This window comes from Methylobacterium sp. D54C (assembly GCF_053345595.1).
Genome location: NZ_JBKFAK010000001.1, coordinates 288,371 through 305,702 on the forward strand (window position 1 = coordinate 288,371; position 17,332 = coordinate 305,702).

General features: G+C 73.1%; 13 protein-coding genes and 2 pseudogenes. 7 read left to right on the top strand and 8 right to left on the bottom strand.

Going from position 1 to position 17,332, the window contains the following annotated elements; genetic code table 11:
* Positions 1 to 81 precede the first annotated feature (81 nt).
* The 4 genes from ACLBYB_RS01575 (at position 82) to ilvA (ending at position 4,703) form a co-directional block, all read left to right on the top strand.
* Positions 82 to 1,572: an argininosuccinate lyase gene (locus ACLBYB_RS01575; protein WP_447697658.1), complete on the top strand. Its 1,491-nt coding sequence runs from the start codon at positions 82 to 84 to the stop codon at positions 1,570 to 1,572.
* Between the two features lie 110 nt (positions 1,573 to 1,682).
* Positions 1,683 to 2,741: an AbrB family transcriptional regulator gene (locus tag ACLBYB_RS01580; protein ID WP_447697659.1), complete on the top strand. Its 1,059-nt coding sequence runs from the start codon at positions 1,683 to 1,685 to the stop codon at positions 2,739 to 2,741.
* On the top strand, positions 2,738 to 3,085 hold the full coding sequence (locus ACLBYB_RS01585; protein WP_020093477.1) for a diacylglycerol kinase: 348 nt from the start codon (positions 2,738 to 2,740) through the stop codon (positions 3,083 to 3,085). The genes ACLBYB_RS01580 and ACLBYB_RS01585 overlap by 4 nt, the downstream gene beginning before the upstream one ends.
* Position 3,086: 1 nt before the next feature.
* Positions 3,087 to 4,703, top strand: a complete 1,617-nt coding sequence (gene ilvA / locus ACLBYB_RS01590; protein WP_447698125.1) for a threonine ammonia-lyase, biosynthetic — start codon at positions 3,087 to 3,089, stop codon at positions 4,701 to 4,703.
* Between the two features lie 35 nt (positions 4,704 to 4,738).
* On the opposite strand, the gene ACLBYB_RS01595 is transcribed toward ilvA, so the two are convergent.
* The 3 genes from ACLBYB_RS01595 to ACLBYB_RS01605 all read right to left on the bottom strand — a co-directional run bounded on the left by ACLBYB_RS01595 (position 4,739) and on the right by ACLBYB_RS01605 (position 7,830).
* Positions 4,739 to 5,398 (bottom strand): MgtC/SapB family protein, encoded by a 660-nt coding sequence (locus ACLBYB_RS01595; RefSeq protein WP_082557725.1) that lies wholly within the window; start codon positions 5,396 to 5,398, stop codon positions 4,739 to 4,741.
* Positions 5,399 to 5,480: 82 nt separating this feature from the next.
* Positions 5,481 to 6,419 (bottom strand): EcsC family protein, encoded by a 939-nt coding sequence (locus ACLBYB_RS01600; RefSeq protein ID WP_447697660.1) that lies wholly within the window; start codon positions 6,417 to 6,419, stop codon positions 5,481 to 5,483.
* A 25-nt stretch (positions 6,420 to 6,444) separates the two neighbouring features.
* The gene (locus tag ACLBYB_RS01605) at positions 6,445 to 7,830 is read right to left on the bottom strand and encodes an AmpG family muropeptide MFS transporter (RefSeq protein ID WP_447697661.1); all 1,386 of its coding nucleotides are present in this window, start codon (positions 7,828 to 7,830) and stop codon (positions 6,445 to 6,447) included.
* A gap of 203 nt (positions 7,831 to 8,033) precedes the next feature.
* Between ACLBYB_RS01605 and ACLBYB_RS01610 the strand changes: the two genes are divergently transcribed.
* The gene (locus ACLBYB_RS01610; protein WP_447697662.1) at positions 8,034 to 9,110 is read left to right on the top strand and encodes a histidine kinase dimerization/phosphoacceptor domain -containing protein; all 1,077 of its coding nucleotides are present in this window, start codon (positions 8,034 to 8,036) and stop codon (positions 9,108 to 9,110) included.
* A 57-nt stretch (positions 9,111 to 9,167) separates the two neighbouring features.
* On the top strand, positions 9,168 to 9,605 hold the full coding sequence (locus ACLBYB_RS01615) for a response regulator (protein ID WP_020093483.1): 438 nt from the start codon (positions 9,168 to 9,170) through the stop codon (positions 9,603 to 9,605).
* 40 nt (positions 9,606 to 9,645) lie between these two features.
* On the opposite strand, the gene mutS is transcribed toward ACLBYB_RS01615, so the two are convergent.
* The 5 genes and pseudogenes from mutS to ACLBYB_RS01640 form a co-directional block, all read right to left on the bottom strand.
* Entirely contained in the window at positions 9,646 to 12,363 is a 2,718-nt protein-coding gene (gene mutS, locus ACLBYB_RS01620; protein ID WP_447697663.1) for a DNA mismatch repair protein MutS, read from the bottom strand.
* A 142-nt stretch (positions 12,364 to 12,505) separates the two neighbouring features.
* Entirely contained in the window at positions 12,506 to 12,814 is a 309-nt protein-coding gene (locus ACLBYB_RS01625) for a hypothetical protein (protein ID WP_447697664.1), read from the bottom strand.
* Between the two features lie 243 nt (positions 12,815 to 13,057).
* A pseudogene (locus ACLBYB_RS01630) lies at positions 13,058 to 13,909 on the bottom strand (alpha/beta fold hydrolase); the annotation flags it as partial.
* Positions 13,910 to 13,979: 70 nt separating this feature from the next.
* Complete coding sequence (locus tag ACLBYB_RS01635) at positions 13,980 to 14,183, bottom strand: hypothetical protein (RefSeq protein ID WP_020093487.1); 204 nt, start codon at positions 14,181 to 14,183, stop codon at positions 13,980 to 13,982.
* A 140-nt stretch (positions 14,184 to 14,323) separates the two neighbouring features.
* Positions 14,324 to 16,057 (bottom strand): annotated as a pseudogene (locus tag ACLBYB_RS01640) (patatin-like phospholipase family protein).
* Between the two features lie 210 nt (positions 16,058 to 16,267).
* On the opposite strand from ACLBYB_RS01640, the gene ACLBYB_RS01645 reads away from it, so the two are divergent.
* The gene (locus tag ACLBYB_RS01645; protein WP_447697665.1) at positions 16,268 to 17,017 is read left to right on the top strand and encodes an SDR family oxidoreductase; all 750 of its coding nucleotides are present in this window, start codon (positions 16,268 to 16,270) and stop codon (positions 17,015 to 17,017) included.
* Positions 17,018 to 17,332 lie beyond the last annotated feature (315 nt).

A 17,332-nucleotide genomic window follows, 5' to 3' on the forward strand; every position in this document is an offset into this window, starting at 1 on the left:
GACGCCCACCTTGAGCGGTTGTGAATAGGAAGAGGGGCCGCGACCGGTCTATCAGGACGGGTGACGACAGGGAGCGGCTCGATGCGGCGCACGATGGTCTGGGCCGTACTGGCGCTGCTGATCCCCGCGGGCGCGCGCGCCGAGCCGAAGGACAGCTTCGCCCGGATCGACCAGATCAACCGCGCCTCCCTGGTGATGACGGTGGAGACCGGCATCGTGCCGCGGGCGCTGGGCGCGACCGTCGCCCGCGCCCTCGACCAGGTCGCCGCCGACGCCGCCAAGCCGGGCGCCGAGCGGCCGGACGATTACCTGCGGATCGAGCCGCTGATCACCGCCATCGCGGGGGCCGACGCCACGCGGATGCATTCCGGGCGCAGCCGCCAGGACATCATCCCGACGGTGCTGAAGCTCGAGCAGCGCGACCGTCTCCTGAACCTGGCCAAGGCGCTCGACGAGACCCGGGCGGCCCTGCTGGCGGTGGCCGAGCGCGAGGCCGACACGATCGTCCCGGCCTACACCAACGGGGTGCAGGCCCAGCCGACGACGCTCGGCCACGTCTACCTGGGCTACGCATCCGTCCTCGCCCGCGATGCCGACCGCCTCCGGGAGACCTGGGCGCGGCTGAACCTGTCGCCCCTGGGCGCGGCCGCCCTCGGCACGTCGAGCTTCCCGGTGGATCGCGAGAGGCTGGCGGCGCTGCTCGGCTTCGACGCGCCGGTGGAGAACAGCTACGATTCCGGCCAGCTCGCGCCGATGGATATGGGGCTCGAGCTGACCGGGCTCGCGGCGAATTTCGCCACCACCGCCGGCAGCTTCGCGCAGGATCTCTACGCGCAGTACCACCAGACCCGGCCCTGGATCCTGCTGCGGGAGGGCGCGCTCACCGGGCCGAGCAGCATCATGCCGCAGAAGCGCAACCCCGTCGCGCTCTACAGCCTGCGCATGAAGGCCAGCGACGTCGTGGGGGCCGCCCAGGCCTTCGTCATCATGGCGCACAACGTCGATTCCGGCATGCCGGACTACAAGCGCAACCAAGCCGAGCCGCCGGGACGGACCCTGGCCGAGGCCGCCGAGATGTGCCGGCGCTGGACGCGCGTCCTCGACGGGCTGGTCGTGGACCGGGCGCGCGCCGCCGACGAGGTCGCGGCGGACTACTCCACCACCACCGAGCTCGCCGACACGCTCCAGCGCGAGGCCGACGTGCCGTTCCGGCTCGGCCACCACTTCGCGTCCGAGCTCGTGAGTTACGGCCGCGGCCACGACCTGCGCCCGGCCGACCTGCCCTTCCCGGAGGTGCGGCGCATCTACGCCGAGGCCGCGGCGGGGTCGGGGCTGAAGCCGGACCTGCCCCTCGACGAGGCCCGCTTCCGGGCGGCGCTGTCGGCCCGCGGCATGATCGACGCCGCGAAGGGGCTCGGCGGCCCTCAGCCCGCGGAGGTCCGGCGGATGCTGGGCGCCGCGCAGGCGCGGCTGCGGACCGACCGCGACTGGCTCGACGCCCGCCGGAAGGGCCTGGCCGACGCCCGGGCGCGCCTCGACGCCGCCTTCGCGGCCCTCACGCGCGAGCCCTGAGTTCCGCGCGGGGGCGCCGTGCCGAAACTCTGCCGTGACAGGGCCAATATTGCGGTATAGCGCGCGCCTGACGCCTGCCGGCTGAAGCGGGCCTCTCCCGATCGGTCGCCTTGCCCCCTCTCCGCACCCTCGGCCTCTGGGCCGCCCTCGCCGCCGCGTCGGCGGCCGTGTCGTACGGCCTGATGCAGGCGCAGTTCCCGGCCGCGCTGCTGCTCGGGCCGATGATCGCGGCCATCGCCTTCGGCGTCGGCGGCTCGCGCCTGCGCGTCCCGCGGCCCGCGTTCCAGGCCTCCCAGGCGGCGATCGGCTGCCTCGTCGCGCACGCCGTCACCGGGCAGATCGCCCAGACCCTGATGGAGGACGGACCGCTCATCGTCGCGGTCGTGCTGGTCACCGTCGCGGTCAGCGGCCTCGTCGGCTGGATCCTGACCCGCCTGCGCGTGCTCCCCGGGACCACCGCGGCCTGGGGCTCGTCCCCCGGCGGCGCCTCCGCCATGGTGGCGATGGCCGAGGATTTCGGCGCCGATCCGCGTCTTGTCGCCTTCATGCAGTACGTGCGCGTCGCCGCCGTGGTGTTCTCGGCCTCGCTGGCCGCACGCTTCCTGATGGAGGCCCCGGTCCCGGGGGCGTCGGCCGGCGCCGGCGAGGTCACCGGTCCGCTCTCGCTGCTGGCGACGCTCGCGGTCGCCGTCGTGGGCGCGGGCGCGGCGCTCGCCCTGCGGGTTCCGGCCGGCGCGCAGATCGGGCCGATGGTTCTCGGCAGCCTGCTCCACGCCACCGGGCTCGTCCGGATGGCGCTGCCGATACCGCTCCTCGAACTCGCCTACGCCTGCATCGGCATCTACGTGGGACTGCGCTTCACCCGCGAGACGCTGCGCCTGACCGTCACCGCCCTGCCGGGCATCCTGGCGGCGACCTTCTCGGTCATCGCCCTCTGCGCGGCGTGGGGCTGGGGTCTGACCCTCCTGCTGCCCATCGACCTGCTGACCGCGATCCTCGCCACGAGCCCCGGCGGCCTCGACTCGGTGGCGATCATCGCGGTCGGCTCGAAGGCGGACGTCTCCTTCGTGCTGGCCGTCCAGACCCTGCGCCTGTTCGTGGTGCTGCTCACCGGCCCGCTGCTCGCCAAGTGGATCAGCCGGTCCGTGCCGGAGGCCGCCATCCGATGAACGCCCTGGTCCTCGCCTTCCTCAACTCCTGGCGCGGCCTGCGTCACGGCGCGCGCACCGAGCGGGCCGTGAGGCAGGAACTCGTGCTCCTGGCGCTCGGGATCCCGGTCGCACTGTTCCTCGGCGCGACGCTCTGGGTGCGCGTCGCCCTGATGGTCAGCCTGCTGCTGATGCTGGCCGCGGAGTTCCTCAACACAGCCGTCGAGAAACTCTGCGACCACGTCCATCCGGGCCATCACCCGATGATCGGGACCGTGAAGGACCTCGCCTCCGCCGGCACCTTCATGGCGCAGATGGCGGCGCTGCTCGTCTGGGTGGCGGCGCTGGTGGACCGTCTCGGCTGACCTGCCGCGCGCGGGGCGCGCTCGCATCCGCGGGCCGGAGGGTCTATCTGGCCGGCATCGCCCCGCGCATCGGCCGAGACTGCACACCGTGACGGACTACATCCGCAAGATCCTCACTGCCCGCGTCTACGACGTCGCGATCGAGAGCCCCCTCGATCCGATGCCGCGCCTGACGCAGCGGCTCGGCCGGCCGGTCCTGCTCAAGCGCGAGGATCTCCAGCCGGTTTTCTCGTTCAAGCTGCGCGGCGCCTACAACAAGATGTCGGGCCTGCACCCCGACCAGATCGCCCGCGGCGTCGTCTGCGCCTCGGCGGGCAACCACGCCCAGGGCGTCGCCCTCGCCGCCGCCAAGCTCGGCGCGCGGGCCGTCATCGTGATGCCGCGCACCACCCCCTCGATCAAGGTCGATGCCTGCCGGGCGCGCGGGGCCGAGGTCGTGCTGCACGGCGACGCCTTCGACGAGGCCCTGGCGCAGGCCAAGATCCTCGAGGCCGAGCAGGGCCTGACCTTCCTTCACCCCTTCGACGATCCGGACGTGATCGCCGGCCAGGGCACCATCGGCAAGGAGATCTTGGAGCAGCATACCGGCCCGATCGAGGCGATCTTCGTGCCGGTGGGCGGCGGCGGGCTGGCCGCCGGGATCGCCACCTTCGTGAAGTACCTGCGGCCCGGCACCAAGGTGATCGGCGTCGAGCCCGAGGACGCCGCCTGCATGGCCGCGGCGCTCGCGGCCGACACCCGGGTCAGCCTGCCGAGCGTCGGCCTGTTCGCCGACGGCGTCGCCGTGCGGCAGGCCGGCGAGGAGACCTTCCGGCTCTGCCGCGAGCATCTCGACGAGGTCATCACCGTGGACACCGACGCCATGTGCGCCGCGGTCAAGGACATCTTCGACGACACCCGCGCGGTGTCCGAGCCCTCCGGGGCGCTGAGCCTCGCCGGCGCCAAGATGTACGCCGAGCGGGAGGGCGGCGACGGCACGCTGATCGCCATCTCGTCGGGGGCGAACCTGAACTTCGATCGCCTGCGCCACATCGCCGAGCGCGCGGAGATCGGCGAGCAGCGCGAGGTCCTGATCGGCGTGACCATCCCGGAACGTCCGGGCGCCTATCGCGCCTTCATCCAGGCCCTCGGCCCGCGCGCCGTCACCGAGTTCAACTACCGCCACGCCCCGGGCTCCGAGGCGCAGATCTTCGTGGGCATCAACGTCGGCGGCGGCAAGCGCGAGAAGCAGGCGCTGATCGGCTCCCTGCGCGACGCCGGCTACCGCGTCCTCGACATGAGCGACAACGAGATGGCCAAGGTCCACGTCCGCTACATGGTCGGCGGCCGGGCCGTCGGGGTGGCGCACGAGCGCCTGTTCCGCTTCCAGTTCCCGGAGCGGCCGGGCGCGCTGATGAAGTTCCTCGAAGCGCTGGGCCCGGACTTCGACATCACGCTGTTCCACTACCGCAACCACGGCGCCGATTACGGCCGGGTGCTCGCCGGGATCGCGGTGCCGCCGGCCGAGCGCGCCCGGTTCGACGCCGTGATCGAGGCGCTCGGCTACCCGGCCACCGACGAGACCGAGAACCCGGCCTACCGCCTGTTCCTCGACGGCGAGGGCGCCGGGACGCTCTGAGCCCCGGCGGCGGCACGCCCCCGCGTCACCCGCCGTCAGCTCTCCGCCACGTCGACGGAGGTGACGTCCGGCATCGCCCGCAGCTTCGCCGCGATGGTCTCGAAGCTCGTCCGCGACAGGCGCACGAAGGTGACGGTGACCTCGTCGTGGTCCGGGTCGGGCCCCGGATGGACCGTGAAGGTCCGGACGCGCGAGGCACGCTCGCCGGTCGCCGCCTGGAGGGTGTCGATCGACATGGTGCCGCGCTTGGCGGTCAGCCGCAGCGTCTGGGCGCGCATCCGGTCGCGCCAGCGCTCCTCGAAGGGTTTCACGCCGGCCAGGATCCCGACGATGAGCGCCGTCGCGGCGAGCGCCGGCACGTAGAGGCCGCTGCCGATCGCCAGCCCGATCGCCGCCACGCCCCAGAGGCTCGCGGCCGTGGTGAGGCCCTTCACCACCTCGCCGCGGAGCAGGATCGTCCCCGCGCCGAGGAAGCCGATGCCGGAGACGACCTGCGCGGCGATACGGGACGGGTCGAGGACGACGTGCTCGGCGCCCAGCACGTCGGCGAAGCCGAAGGCCGAGACCAGCATGATCAGGCAGGAGCCGACGCAGACCAGCATGTGGGTCCGCAGGCCGGCCGCCCAGAGCAGCCGCTCGCGCTCCAGGCCGACCACGCTGCCGAACAGCGCCGCCAGCGCCAGCCGGGCCACCATCTCGCCGTTGCCGATCAGAGCCGCCTCCGTGCCTCCGCCCCGTGCGGATGGCGCGGATCCTTGCGGCTTTACCGCGGGCGGATCAAGCGATCCCGAGGCCCGCCTTCTCGACCTCGTAGGCGGCCCGCACGGCAGCCGCGCCGTAGGCGCGCTCCAGGCGGCGCACGGTGAAATGCGCCCGCGCGGTCGACTGGAAGTGGTTCATGAAGGCGGTGTTGACCGCAGCCCCGCCGAAGGCGCCGAGGATCGGCACCGCCTGGGCGGCGACCTTCTGGGAGACCACGAGGCCGAAGCGCGCGGCGATCTGCGCGGTAAAGCGGATCAGAGCCGGGGCCGACTGGTCGAGGAGCGTCTTGCTCCCGGCGTAGCGGGCCGCCTCCGACAGGGTCTTGGCCAGCGCGGCGCGGACCGCGAAGTAGCCGCTCTCGGTGAGCGCCGAGCCCGCCTCGGTCTCCGCCATGGCCCGGCCGCCGAGGGCGAAGACCTGCACGCAGGCGAGCGCGCCTTCGGGGGTCTCGAGATCCTCCCCCTCCTCCCGGGCGATCTCGGCGATCGAGCGCAGCATCAGCGTGGTCGAGACCGGCAGCTCGACCGCCAGCGTCGCGAGGCCGAACGCGCCGCCGACCGCGCCCGAGAGCGCCGCCATCGCCTTGTGCTTGGCGTCGCCCGAGCCGAGCAGCCGCGTGAGACGGCTCTCGGCCTTCGCGGCCGCGCCGCCGAGACCCTCGCCCTCGGCGGGGACGAGTTCCTTGCGCGGCAGCGTCGCCAGCGCGACGCGCAGCGCGCCCCGCATGGCCACCTCGGTGCTGCGGCTGACGGCCTCGGTGACCGGGGTCGGCAGCGATCGGCCGATGATGTCGAGGGGTGCGCCGGCCGCCGCGGAGAGCCGCGCCGCGAGGCTCGGACGCTCCAGCACCTGCACGGCGCGGCGCAGGGCGGCGAGGTCCGCGTCGCTCAGCGCTATCTCTGGCGTCTCCGCCGGCAGCGTCTCGCCGGCGCGGGTGAGGTCGCTCGTGCTCATCCGTCGATCCCTGGATCTGTCCCGCTCACGCGGCCCCGGGGGCGCGCGCCGTGGTAGGAAGCTCGGGCCCCGGGATGCGGTTCCCCGGCTCCTGGGCGTCCCGCGCCGGGGCCGCGGCCTCCGCCTGACCGCTCCGCCGCCCGACCGCGAGGCAGAGCACGAGGACGGGGATTCCCACGAGGGAGGTCATGACGAAGAAGGCCGGGTAGCCGATCGCCGCGACCACGAAGCCCGACGAGCCCGCGATCAGCTTGCCCGGCAGCGCGTAGAGCGAGGAGAACAGCGCGTACTGCGTCGCCGCGTAGGCCGGGCTGGTGAGGCTCGACATGTAGGCGATCAGCACGATCCCCGCGAAGGAGCCGCAGAAATTCTCGATCGAGATCGCCACCGTGAGGCGCCAGATCTCGGGCGCGCCGGCCGCCAGCCAGGCGAAGGCGAGGTGCGAGGCTGCCGCCAGGAAGGCGCCGAGCAGCAGCGTCGGGAACAGGCCGAAGCGGGCGAGCGCCCAGCCGCCCGCGAAGCCGCCCGCGATGCCGACCCAGATGCCGTAGAGCTTGGTGACGGTGGCGATCTCCTTCAGGTCGAAGCCCAGCGTCCGGTAGAGCGGGCTCGCCATGACGCCGGACAGGAAGTCGGGCAGCCGGAAAAGGGCCACGAGCAGGAGGATGCCCCAGAGCGCGCCGCCGAACCGGCCGTGCAGCTCGGTCAGCGGCTCCAGGATGGCGCGGCGCATCGACCAGAACCGGGACCGGCCGGGCGTCTCGGCGGGGGCCGCGCGCGGTCTGTCGAAGGCCGGGGCCAGCAGGGCGGCGATCATCCCGACCAGCATGAGGGCGGCCATGATCAGGTAGGCCAGCGTCCAGCCCCCCGCGGAGGCGATGAACAGCGCGCCCGCGCCGGCGGTGATCAGGCCCAGGCGGTAGCCGAGGTTCGAGGTCGCCGCCAGGATGCCCTGGAAGTCGCTGCCGGCGGCGTCGATGCGCCAACCGTCGATCACGACATCCTGGCTGGCCGCGCAGAACGCCACCAGGAAGGCCCCGAGCCCGAGGAGCGCGAGGTTGGTCTTCGGGTCCGAGAAGGCCATCAGGATCAGGCACAGGGCGACCGCGGCCTGCGTCGTCACCATCCAGGCGCGGCGGCGCCCGAGCCGGGCGCTCAGCACCGGCACGTTCAGGCGGTCGATCGCCGGCGCCCAGAGGAATTTCAGCGAGTAGGGCAGCGCCACGTAGCTGAACAGGCCGATCGCCCGCACGTCGATGTCCGAGAAGGCGAGGCGGAGCGTGAAGGTCCCCAGCACGAGGAGCAGCGGCAGGCCGGACGAGAATCCGAGCGCCAGCATGAGCACGATCCGCCGGTCCTCGACGATGTCGCGGAGTCGGAATCGACGCGTCGCCTGTGGCTGGTTCGCCATGGCATGGAACTCCTGAGCCTTCGTGGCCTTGATCCCGCGAAATCGTGGCAGCCTTACGCCGCACCTGTCTCCGCTGGATCCTGCTGTCTTGCGCCCCAATCTTGGTAGAAGCTTGCTTAACGCGGTGTCCACGTCCCGCGGTCGGAGCGCGATGGTGGCGCCGCCGGACGAACGGGGGCACCGCCTGACTGTGGAATGACGCGTTGAGTGCCCGATCCGAGACCGGTCCGCCCCTCGCGACGCTCGTCGACGCGTTCGCGTCGAGCCCGTCGCCGATGGTCATCACCGATGCGCGCGCGCCCGACAACCCGATCGCCTGGGCGAACGATGCGTTCCTGAGCGCCACGGGCTACGCCGCGGACGAGATCGTCGGGCGCAACTGCCGGATGCTGCAGGGGCCGGCCACCGATCGGTCGACGGTGCAGCGGATCCGCTCGGCCGTGGAGGCCGAAGAGCCGATCTCGGTGGAGCTGCTCAATTATCGCAAGGACGGGACGTCCTTCTGGAACGCGATGACCATCACCCCGGTGCGCGACGCCGAGGGGCTCGCCTACTTCTACGCCGCCCAGGCGGACATGACCCATGTCCACCAGATGGAAGTGTCGATGCGCGGCACCAACGACGAGCTGGAGCGCCTCGTCGCGGCGCGGACCCAGGACCTGACATCGGCGCTGGAGCAGAAGACCGCCCTCCTCCACGAGGTCGATCACCGGGTGAAGAACAATCTCCAGGTGATCTCGTCGCTTATGCTCCTGAAGGCGCGGCGCACGCCCGAGGGCGAGGCGCGCGACGCGCTCCAGGGCATGGCGGAGCGGATCGGCGCCCTCTCGACGGCGCACCGGATGCTCTACTCCGAGGGCGACTGCACGCACTTCAACCTCGGCGACTTCGCGGCCGAGTTCCTGGCCGACATGAATGCCGGCCTGGACCCGGAGCGGCGCCGGGTGGAGGCCGACGTCGAGCCGATCGCGGTGGCCGCCGCGATGGCGGCCCCGCTCGCGCTGATGATCCACGAACTGACGGCCAACGCCCTGCGCCACGCCTTCCCGGGCGAGCGCGAGGGGCGCGTGTCGATCGTCGCCCGCCGCACCGAGGGCGGGATGCACATGACGATCCGCGACGACGGCGTCGGCGTCGCCGCGGCGGCCCCGAACCCGGCGGGGTTCGGGCGCAATCTCGTGGAGATGGTGGTCCGGCAGATGCGCGGGACCATCGCCTGGGCGGATGCCGGCCCGGGCACGACCGTCGAGATCGACATCCCGCTCCAGCAGCCGGCTTGAGAAATCGACGTGGAGGCATCAAGCTCGTCGGCCGCGGGGCCGGAGGACGAAGAGCGCATGGGGACCGGGAACGCCGCCGCGGACGCCGCGCTCCGCATCCTCGTGGTGGAGGACGAGGCCCTGATCGCCCTCGAGCTGGAATGCCTGTTGGACGATCTCGGGCACGTCACCGTCGGCGTCGCCGGCAACGCGACGGAGGCCATCGCGATGGGCCGGTCCACGGCGCCCGACGTCGCCCTCGTCGACATCCACCTCGTCGACGGCCCGACCGGCATCGACGTGGCCCGGGCGCTCTCGGCCGACCGGCGCACCACCGTGGTGTTCATGACCGCCAACGCCAAGCGCATCCCGGCCGATTTCGCCGGCGCGATCGGGGTGATCGCCAAGCCCTATTCCGAGCGCGTCGTGGCCAGCACCCTGGACTACGTGGCCGATCGCCGGGCCGGCCGCGACGGGCCGGCCTGCCCGGACGGGTTCTCGCCCGCGCCCGTCTGAGGTTCTTCGGGTCAGGCCCCCGGCGCGCGGCCCACGGGTCTCAGCCCCGCGCCGCCCGCTCGCGCTTCAGCCGGTAGAGCGCGTCCAGCGCCTCGCGCGGCGTCAGCGCGTCCGGGTCGATCCCGTCGAGCAGCGCGCCCAGCGGATCCTCCGGCGGCGGCTCCGGCGGCGGGGGTGGCGCGAGGGCCGCGAAGAGCGGCAGGTCGTCGATCCGGGCGCGGGCGGGGCGGCCCCGCTCGGCCTTCTCCAGACTATTGAGGATCGCCCCGGCCCGGGTCACGACGCTGCCCGGGAGGCCGGCGAGCCGTGCCACCTGCAGCCCGTAGCTGCGCTCGGCGACGCCCGGCACGACCTCGTGCAGGAACACGACGCCGTCCCGGTGCTCGGCCACCTTCAGGGTGGCGTTCTCCAGCCGCGCCAGCCGGTCGCCCAGCGCCGTCAGCTCGTGGAAATGCGTGGCGAACAGCGCCCGGCAGGCATTCACCTCGTGGAGGTGCTCCAGGCAGGCCCAGGCGATCGACAGGCCGTCGAAGGTCGCGGTGCCGCGGCCGATCTCGTCCAGGATCACCAGGGAGCGCCGGGTCGCCTGGTTGAGGATCGCCGCGGTCTCGACCATCTCGACCATGAAGGTCGATTGCCCCCGGGCGAGATCGTCGGCGGCGCCGACGCGGGAGAACAGCCGGTCGACCCGGCCTATCCGCGCCTCCGCGGCCGGCACGAAGGCGCCGATCTGGGCGAGCACCGCGATCAGCGCGTTCTGGCGCAGGAAGGTCGACTTGCCGCCCATGTTCGGGCCGGTGATTAGCCGGATCCGGCCGCGCGTGTCGCCGGACAGGTCGCAGTCGTTGGCGATGAACGGCTCGCCGGCCCGGCGCAGGGCCGCCTCGACCACCGGGTGGCGGCCGCCGACCACGACGAAGCTGAGCGAGTCGTCGACCACGGGACGCCGCCAGTCGAGCTCGACGGCGAGTTCCGCGTGGCTCGCCGCTACGTCGAGCCCGGCCAGCGCCTCGGCCACCTCGGCGACGGGCTCGGCCTGGGCCAGCACGCGGGCCGCGAGGTCGTCGAAGACGGCGGCCTCCAGGGCCAGGGCCCGGTCGGAGGCGCCCGAGATCTTCGATTCGAGCTCGCCCAGCTCGACGCTGGTGAAGCGCATCGCGTCCACCATGGTCTGGCGATGGACGAACTCGCTCTGCAGGCCCTTCAGGCAGGCCTCGCCGACCGATTGCGGGACCTCGATGAAGTAGCCCAGCAGGTTGTTGTGCTTGATCCGCAGGGTCCGGCAGCCGGTCTGCTCGGCGTAGCGCGCCTGAAGGGCCGCGATCACCTTGCGGGAATCCTGTCCGAGGGTCCGCGCCTCGTCGATCTCCGGGTGGTAGCCCGTGCGGACGAAGCCGCCGTCGCGCCGGCTCAGGGGCAGCTCGTCGGCGAGCGCCGCCGCCAGGGTCGCGATGAGCGTCCGGTCGGCCTCAGCCAGATGCTCGGCCAGCCGGGCGAGTTCCGCCGGGAGGCCGTTCATGGCGGCGAGGCGCGCGCCGAGATCCGCCGCGACCGCGAGGCCGTCGCGGATGGCCGCGAGGTCCCGAGGACCCGCGCGACCGAGCCCCGTCCGCGAGAGCGCCCGCGCGAGGTCGGGCGCGCGGGCCAGGGCGTCGCGCAGGAAGCCGCGCAGGCGCGCGTCCTCCACCAGGTACGCCACCGCGGCGTGCCGCCGGGCGATGGCGTCGAGATGGGTCAACGGGCCCGCGAGGTGCTCGGCGAGCAGCCGCGCCCCGTTCGCCGTCACGGTCCGGTCGATCGTGGCGAGGAGGCTCCCGGCGCGCTCCCCCGACAGGGTGCGGGTGAGTTCGAGGTTGGTCCGCGTCGCCGCGTCGATCGCTAGGGTGGCGCCGCCATCCTCGCGGGTCGGAACCGCCAGGGGCGGACGGGCCGCGAGCTGCGTTCGGGCGATGTAGAGCAGCGCCGCCCCGGCGGCCGCGATCTCGGCCCGGGTGAACTGGCCGAACCCTTCTAGGGTCGAGACCCCGTACTGCTCGCGCAGGCGCCGCTCGGCGGCCGCGGGCTCGAGTTCGGCCTGCGCGAGGGGTACGACGGCCGCGCGGCACTCCTGCCAGAGGCGCGCGAGGGCCGGATCGGCGTGGATGGCCTCCGACAGGACGATCTCCCGCGGGTCGTGCCGGGCGATGGCGCCGGACAGGTCGCCGCCCGCGACCTCGCTGAGGGAGAAGCGGCCCGTGGAGATGTCCACCGCGGCGAGGCCGTAGGCGACCGCCCCCTCCCCCGTCTTCCGGCGGCCGATGGCCAGGAGGAGGTTGGCGCGGGCCGGGTCGAGGAGCCGGTCCTCGGTAATCGTGCCGGGGGTGACGAGCCGCACGACCTCGCGGCGGACCACGGATTTCGGCCCGCGCTTCTTGGCCTCGGCCGGATCCTCGGTCTGCTCGCACACCGCCACGCGGTGGCCGAGGGCGATGAGGCGGTTGAGATAGTCGTCGGACCGGTCGACCGGCACGCCGCACATCGGGATCTCGCCGCCCGCGTGCTTGCCGCGCTTCGTCAGGACGATGCCGAGGGCCCGGGACGCGATCTCCGCGTCCTCGAAGAACAGCTCGTAGAAGTCGCCCATCCGGTAGAACAGCAGGCAGTCCGGATTGGCGGCCTTGATCTCGATGTACTGCGCCATCATCGGCGTCGCACCGGCCGGGTCCAGGCCGGGCGTGGGCGTCGTGTCGGCGGCGGGGCGGACGGCGGTTCTGGCCATGCCGCCTCTTAGCAGAGCGACGCCGGCGAATCAGGCCGGGCGAACCGATGCGCCTGGGGAGAAGGCGCCCGGACGCCGCATCGCCGGTGGATGGCGCCCGGATCCGCCACAGCCTGCGCGGTATCCGGGCGCGGTCGCGATGTCAATAGCGCGGGCCGCCCGTGGTGTTGCCGAGCTGCTGCTGGTAGCCCGGGCGCGACGGGTTGCGGGCGTTCGGGTTGCCGTGGCGCATCGTGTTCATGCGCCGCATCCGGCGCTCGTGCCGGGTCGAGTGATGGCGGTGCATCCGGTGATGATGCATGCGGTGGTGGCGATGCATCGCCACGGTCTCGACCATGTCGGATCCGGCGAAGCCGGGCTGCGCGAGCGCGGGCGCGGCCTGCGACGCGACGGTTCCCGCCAGGAGGCCGCCGAAGACCACACCCGCGGTCAGGAAAGAACGAAAAGACATCGTGGAGTAGCTCCGATCAGCCCTCATGGGCCACCACCAAGTGACAAGTGCTCGTCATGTTCCGGAGCGGCGAGCGAAAAATAGTACGTGGCTTCCGAGAAGCGAACGGATTACCGCGCCGCCCGACGCGCGTCCGCACGTACCGGCGCGGAGACTTGCGAGATCCGGCCGCGCATTGAATAACGTTCTACAACTTGCCCGCGTGGACCGGCCCGAGCTCCCGCGGGCGCCCGGCGGCCAGCGGAGGAACGCGCCGAGGTCGGCGTTGACCGCCTCGGGCTCCTCGTGGGCGAGCCAGTGGCTGGCCCGCTCGTACCAGCGGAGCCGGCCGGCGTCGCAGAACGCGAGGCTCGCCTCCGCCAAGCCGGGCTGCAGCGCCGTATCCCGTCGCCCCCAGAGGATCAGCACCGGCACGCGCACCCGCGGCGGCCGCGCCCGGGGCAGCTGCACAAGGGCACGGTACCAGTTCAGCATGCCGGTCATCGCGCCGGGCTGGAGCCACGCCGCGACGTAATGGTCGAGATCGGCCTGCGCGAAGGTGCCCGGCCGGCTGGAGGTCGTCAGCGCGCGCCGCAGGACCCGGCCGCGATCCGCCGTGAGCAGCCGCTCGGGCAGGCGCGGGAGCTGGAAGAGGCCCACATAGGTGCTGCGCAGCCACTGACCGGGATGGCGGCGCATGTAGGCGCCGACGATCGCGGGATGCGGCGCGTTGAGGATCGCCAGCCGGTCGATCCGCTCGGGGTGGCGGCTCGCCACCCACCACACGACGAGGCCCCCCCAGTCGTGGCCGACGAGCCGCACCGTGGGCGCGCCGTAGGTGTCGGCCAGGGCCAGGACGTCGCCGGCCAGCCGGTCCAGGTGATAGGCGGCGATCTCCGCCGGCTTGTCGCTGAGGCCGTAGCCGCGCTGATCCGGCGCGATGATCCGCAGCCCCGCCTCGGCGAGCGGCCCGATCTGGTGGCGCCAGCCGTACCAGCATTCCGGGAAGCCGTGCAGCAGGATGGTCGGCGGCCCCGTCTCGGGGCCTGCCTCGGCCACGTGCAGGCCGACCTCCGGCAGGGCGATCCGGCGAAACCTCACTCCCGCGACGGTCATCCTCGCGCGCGCTCCGTCATGTCCGGCTCCCCCGCGGCGGAGAACGCGCGCGTCCTCCGGTCCGATCCGCTCAGAAGCCGAGCGCGGCGCCGTCGCCGGCGTCCGGGGAGAGCTGGTCGCGCAGACGCTCCGGCGCGGTCCGCGTCCAGAGGCACAGCAGCACGAAGGCGGCGCCGTGCAGGAGGGCGTGCGGCCCGGAATGGTCGGCCGCGGCGCGCCGGTCCGGCGCGGAACCGGGCACGGCGCCGGTCGGGGTCTTGGCAGGGTGGGTCATGGTTCCGGTCTCCCGATGACGTGTTGCACCGGAGATCGTCGGCGGATGGTCCGGGTTACAGGGCCGCGGGCGCCGCGCGTGCGCCGCCGCACGCGGACATCTCAGCGCACCGGGTCAGCGCACGCGTTCAGCGCACCGGGTCAGCGCATCGGGTCGAGCCAGCGCGCGAGGGTCCCGGTCGCGATGCCCGCGCGGGTCTCCCGGTAGCCGAGCTCCGCCGATTCCCGGAAGCGCGACCACGCCCGCAGGTCGATGCCGGAGAGCTGCGGCTTGAGCACGGCGGTCGCGTGGGCCGCCGCCATCAGGCTCTGCGCGTCGCTCGACACGGTGGCGGCGCGCAGGAGCAGCGGGGCCAGGCCCGGCATCGCCAGCGGCGAGCCGATCAGCCTGCGCATGAGCCGTCCGCTCCACCCGCGCCGCGGCATGTCCTGGAACGCCCGGTCGGTCCCGACATCGACGGCCAGGACCGGGCCGCGCTCCAGCCCGGCGGCGACGTCGGCCGGCAGGTTGTTCATCATGCCGCCGTCGACCAGGACGCCCTCGTCGCACAGCACGGGCGGCAGGAGGCCGGGGATCGCGATGCTGGCGCGCAGGGCCTTCGGCAGGTCGCCCGAGCGGTGCACCATGGTGTTGCCGGTCGTCAGGTTCGACGAGACGCAGAAGAACGGCAGCCAGAGGTCCTCGATGCGCACGCCGCCGTACCGCGCCGCGAGGCCGGCATCGACCTTGGCGCCGCGGGTCAGCGCGTGCAGCGGCAGCGTGTAGTCGTTGATCGGGTTGCTGGTGGCGAAGAACGCCTCGATCTACGCCTGGATCTCCGCGACGCTCCAGCCCATGGCGAGGCTCGCCGCGATGATCGCCCCCATGCTGGTCCCGCCGACGAAGTCGGGCGCGCAGGCGACCTCGTCGAGGGCCTTGAGCACCCCGAGATGGGCGAGCCCCCGCGCCCCGCCGCCGCCGAGGACGAGGCCGCGCGCCGACCCGCTGGCGAGCCGCGCGAGGCGATGCAGATCCCCCCGGTCGCCGTCCCGGACCTGGATGCGCATCGCCGCGGGCAGCGCGGCGACCTCCGGATGCAGGGCCCTCGGGCGCCGGGCCGCGGGGTCCTGGCGCACGACGAGGTCCATGCGGATCCAGTCGGAACGCACCCGGTCGAGATAGGCCGCCGCGCCCGGCCGCGGCGGCGCGCCGGGCTCGGCGAGGAGCAGGACATGGTCGCCCCGCCGCTGGCTCTGGCGGCACCAGGGGCAGTCGATGTCGTGCGCCGCGAAGATCGTGCGCGCGTGGGCGCCCTCGAAGGCCTGGAACCACGCCTCGTCGGCGCCCTCCGGCCAGTCGGTGAGGCAGCCGGTCTTCCCGGGCAGCAGGGCGTCGAAGGCGGCGGCGAGCTGCCGCGCCACCCTCGCCGGATCGGGCCCCTCGGTCACGGCCAGGATCGTGAAGATCCGCGGTGCGTGGTGGACCGAGTGGCCGTCGTAGATCGCCCGCAGGCGGTCGGCGAGCATCCGGGCGAAGTAGAGGAGTGTGTGCGGGTGCTCGGCGATCACCGCCTCGAAGGCGTCGCGGGTGAGTTGCAGGAGGTGCGAATCGCGCAGCGCCATCACGGTCGCCGCCCGCGGGGCGTCCGACAGCAGGGCCATCTCGCCGAAGGTCTCGGGCGGCCGCAGGCGCGCGATCCGGGTCGGCCGCCCGGCATGGTCGCGGGCCGAGACGCCGACCGCGCCGGAGACCAGCGTGTACAGGGCGTCCCCGGTCTCGCCCTGCTCGAACAGGGTCCGGCCGCCCGGCACCGCCACAGGCACCATCCGGGCCCGCACGGCCGCGATTGCCGGCGCGTCGAGGCCGGCGAGGAACGGGATCTCGGGTGCGCTCACGCCGGGACCGCCGCGTCGCTCGTCCCGCGCAGGCCTGCCGACGAACCCTGCCCCATCGTTCCGTTCCCGTCCCCGTGTCTTTCGACCACCATAGCGCATGGCGGCCGCCGGTACGCCCCGTGACCGCGGCCCGCATCTGAAACGCCGACGCCTTCGCGCGGCGGCGGCCATCCGCTACAGGCGGTGAAACACCGGAACCGGGAGGAACGCATGTCGGGGCTTGAGCGGATCGCGATCGTGACCGGGGCCGGGACGGGTGTCGGCAAGGCCGCCGCACTGGCGCTCGCCGACGCCGGATGGCGCGTCGTCCTCTCGGGGCGGCGTCAGGCTGCCCTCGAGGAGGTCGCCGCGCGGATCGGGCACGGGGCCCTGGCGGTCCCGACCGACGTGACCGATCCCGACTCGATCGCCGCCCTGTTCGCGCGCACCAAGGCGGAGTTCGGCCGGCTCGACCTGCTGTTCAACAATGCCGGGATCGGCGCTCCGGCGGTCCCGCTGGAGGACCTGCCCCTCGAGACCTGGCGGCAGGTGGTCGACACCAACCTCACGGCGCTGTTCCTGTGCACGCAGCACGCCTTCCGGATCATGCGCGACCAGGATCCCCGGGGCGGCCGGATCATCAACAACGGCTCGATCTCGGCCCACGCGCCCCGACCGAACTCCATCGCCTACACGGCGACCAAGCACGCCGTGACCGGGCTGACCAAGGCGACCTCCCTCGACGGCCGGGCCTACGACATCGCCTGCGGCCAGATCGATATCGGCAACGCCGACACGCCCATGGGCGGCAAGATGAAGGCCGGCGTCCCGCAGGCGGACGGCTCTCTGCGGGCCGAGGCGGTGATGGATCCGGACCATGTCGGCCAGGCCGTGCTGTCCATGGCGAGCCTGCCGCTGGAGGCCAACGTGCAGTTCATGACCATCATGGCCACCAAGATGCCGTTCGTCGGCCGCGGCTGAACCGACGCGGTTTCCGGGCCCGCGCGGCGACGCCCCGCTGAACTGCTTGGCGGTGCGGACACGCGATCCGGCCTGCCCTGATCCGATCGAGCGGACCGGTCATGGCCGCCGTGCCGATCGGCCGGCCGCGCCCCGTGGCCCACCCGACCCCATCGCGCCGACCGGCGATCGAATCCGGGCCTGAATCCGCGGCCGGCTCCACACACGTCTCAGGCCGCGCTTCGCGACGGCGCCCCGCGCGCGCCGATTGACGGCCCGTTCTATAACTCATACAAATCGAATGCCCGAGCTTCTCAAGGTGCGGGCTCAGCCCTC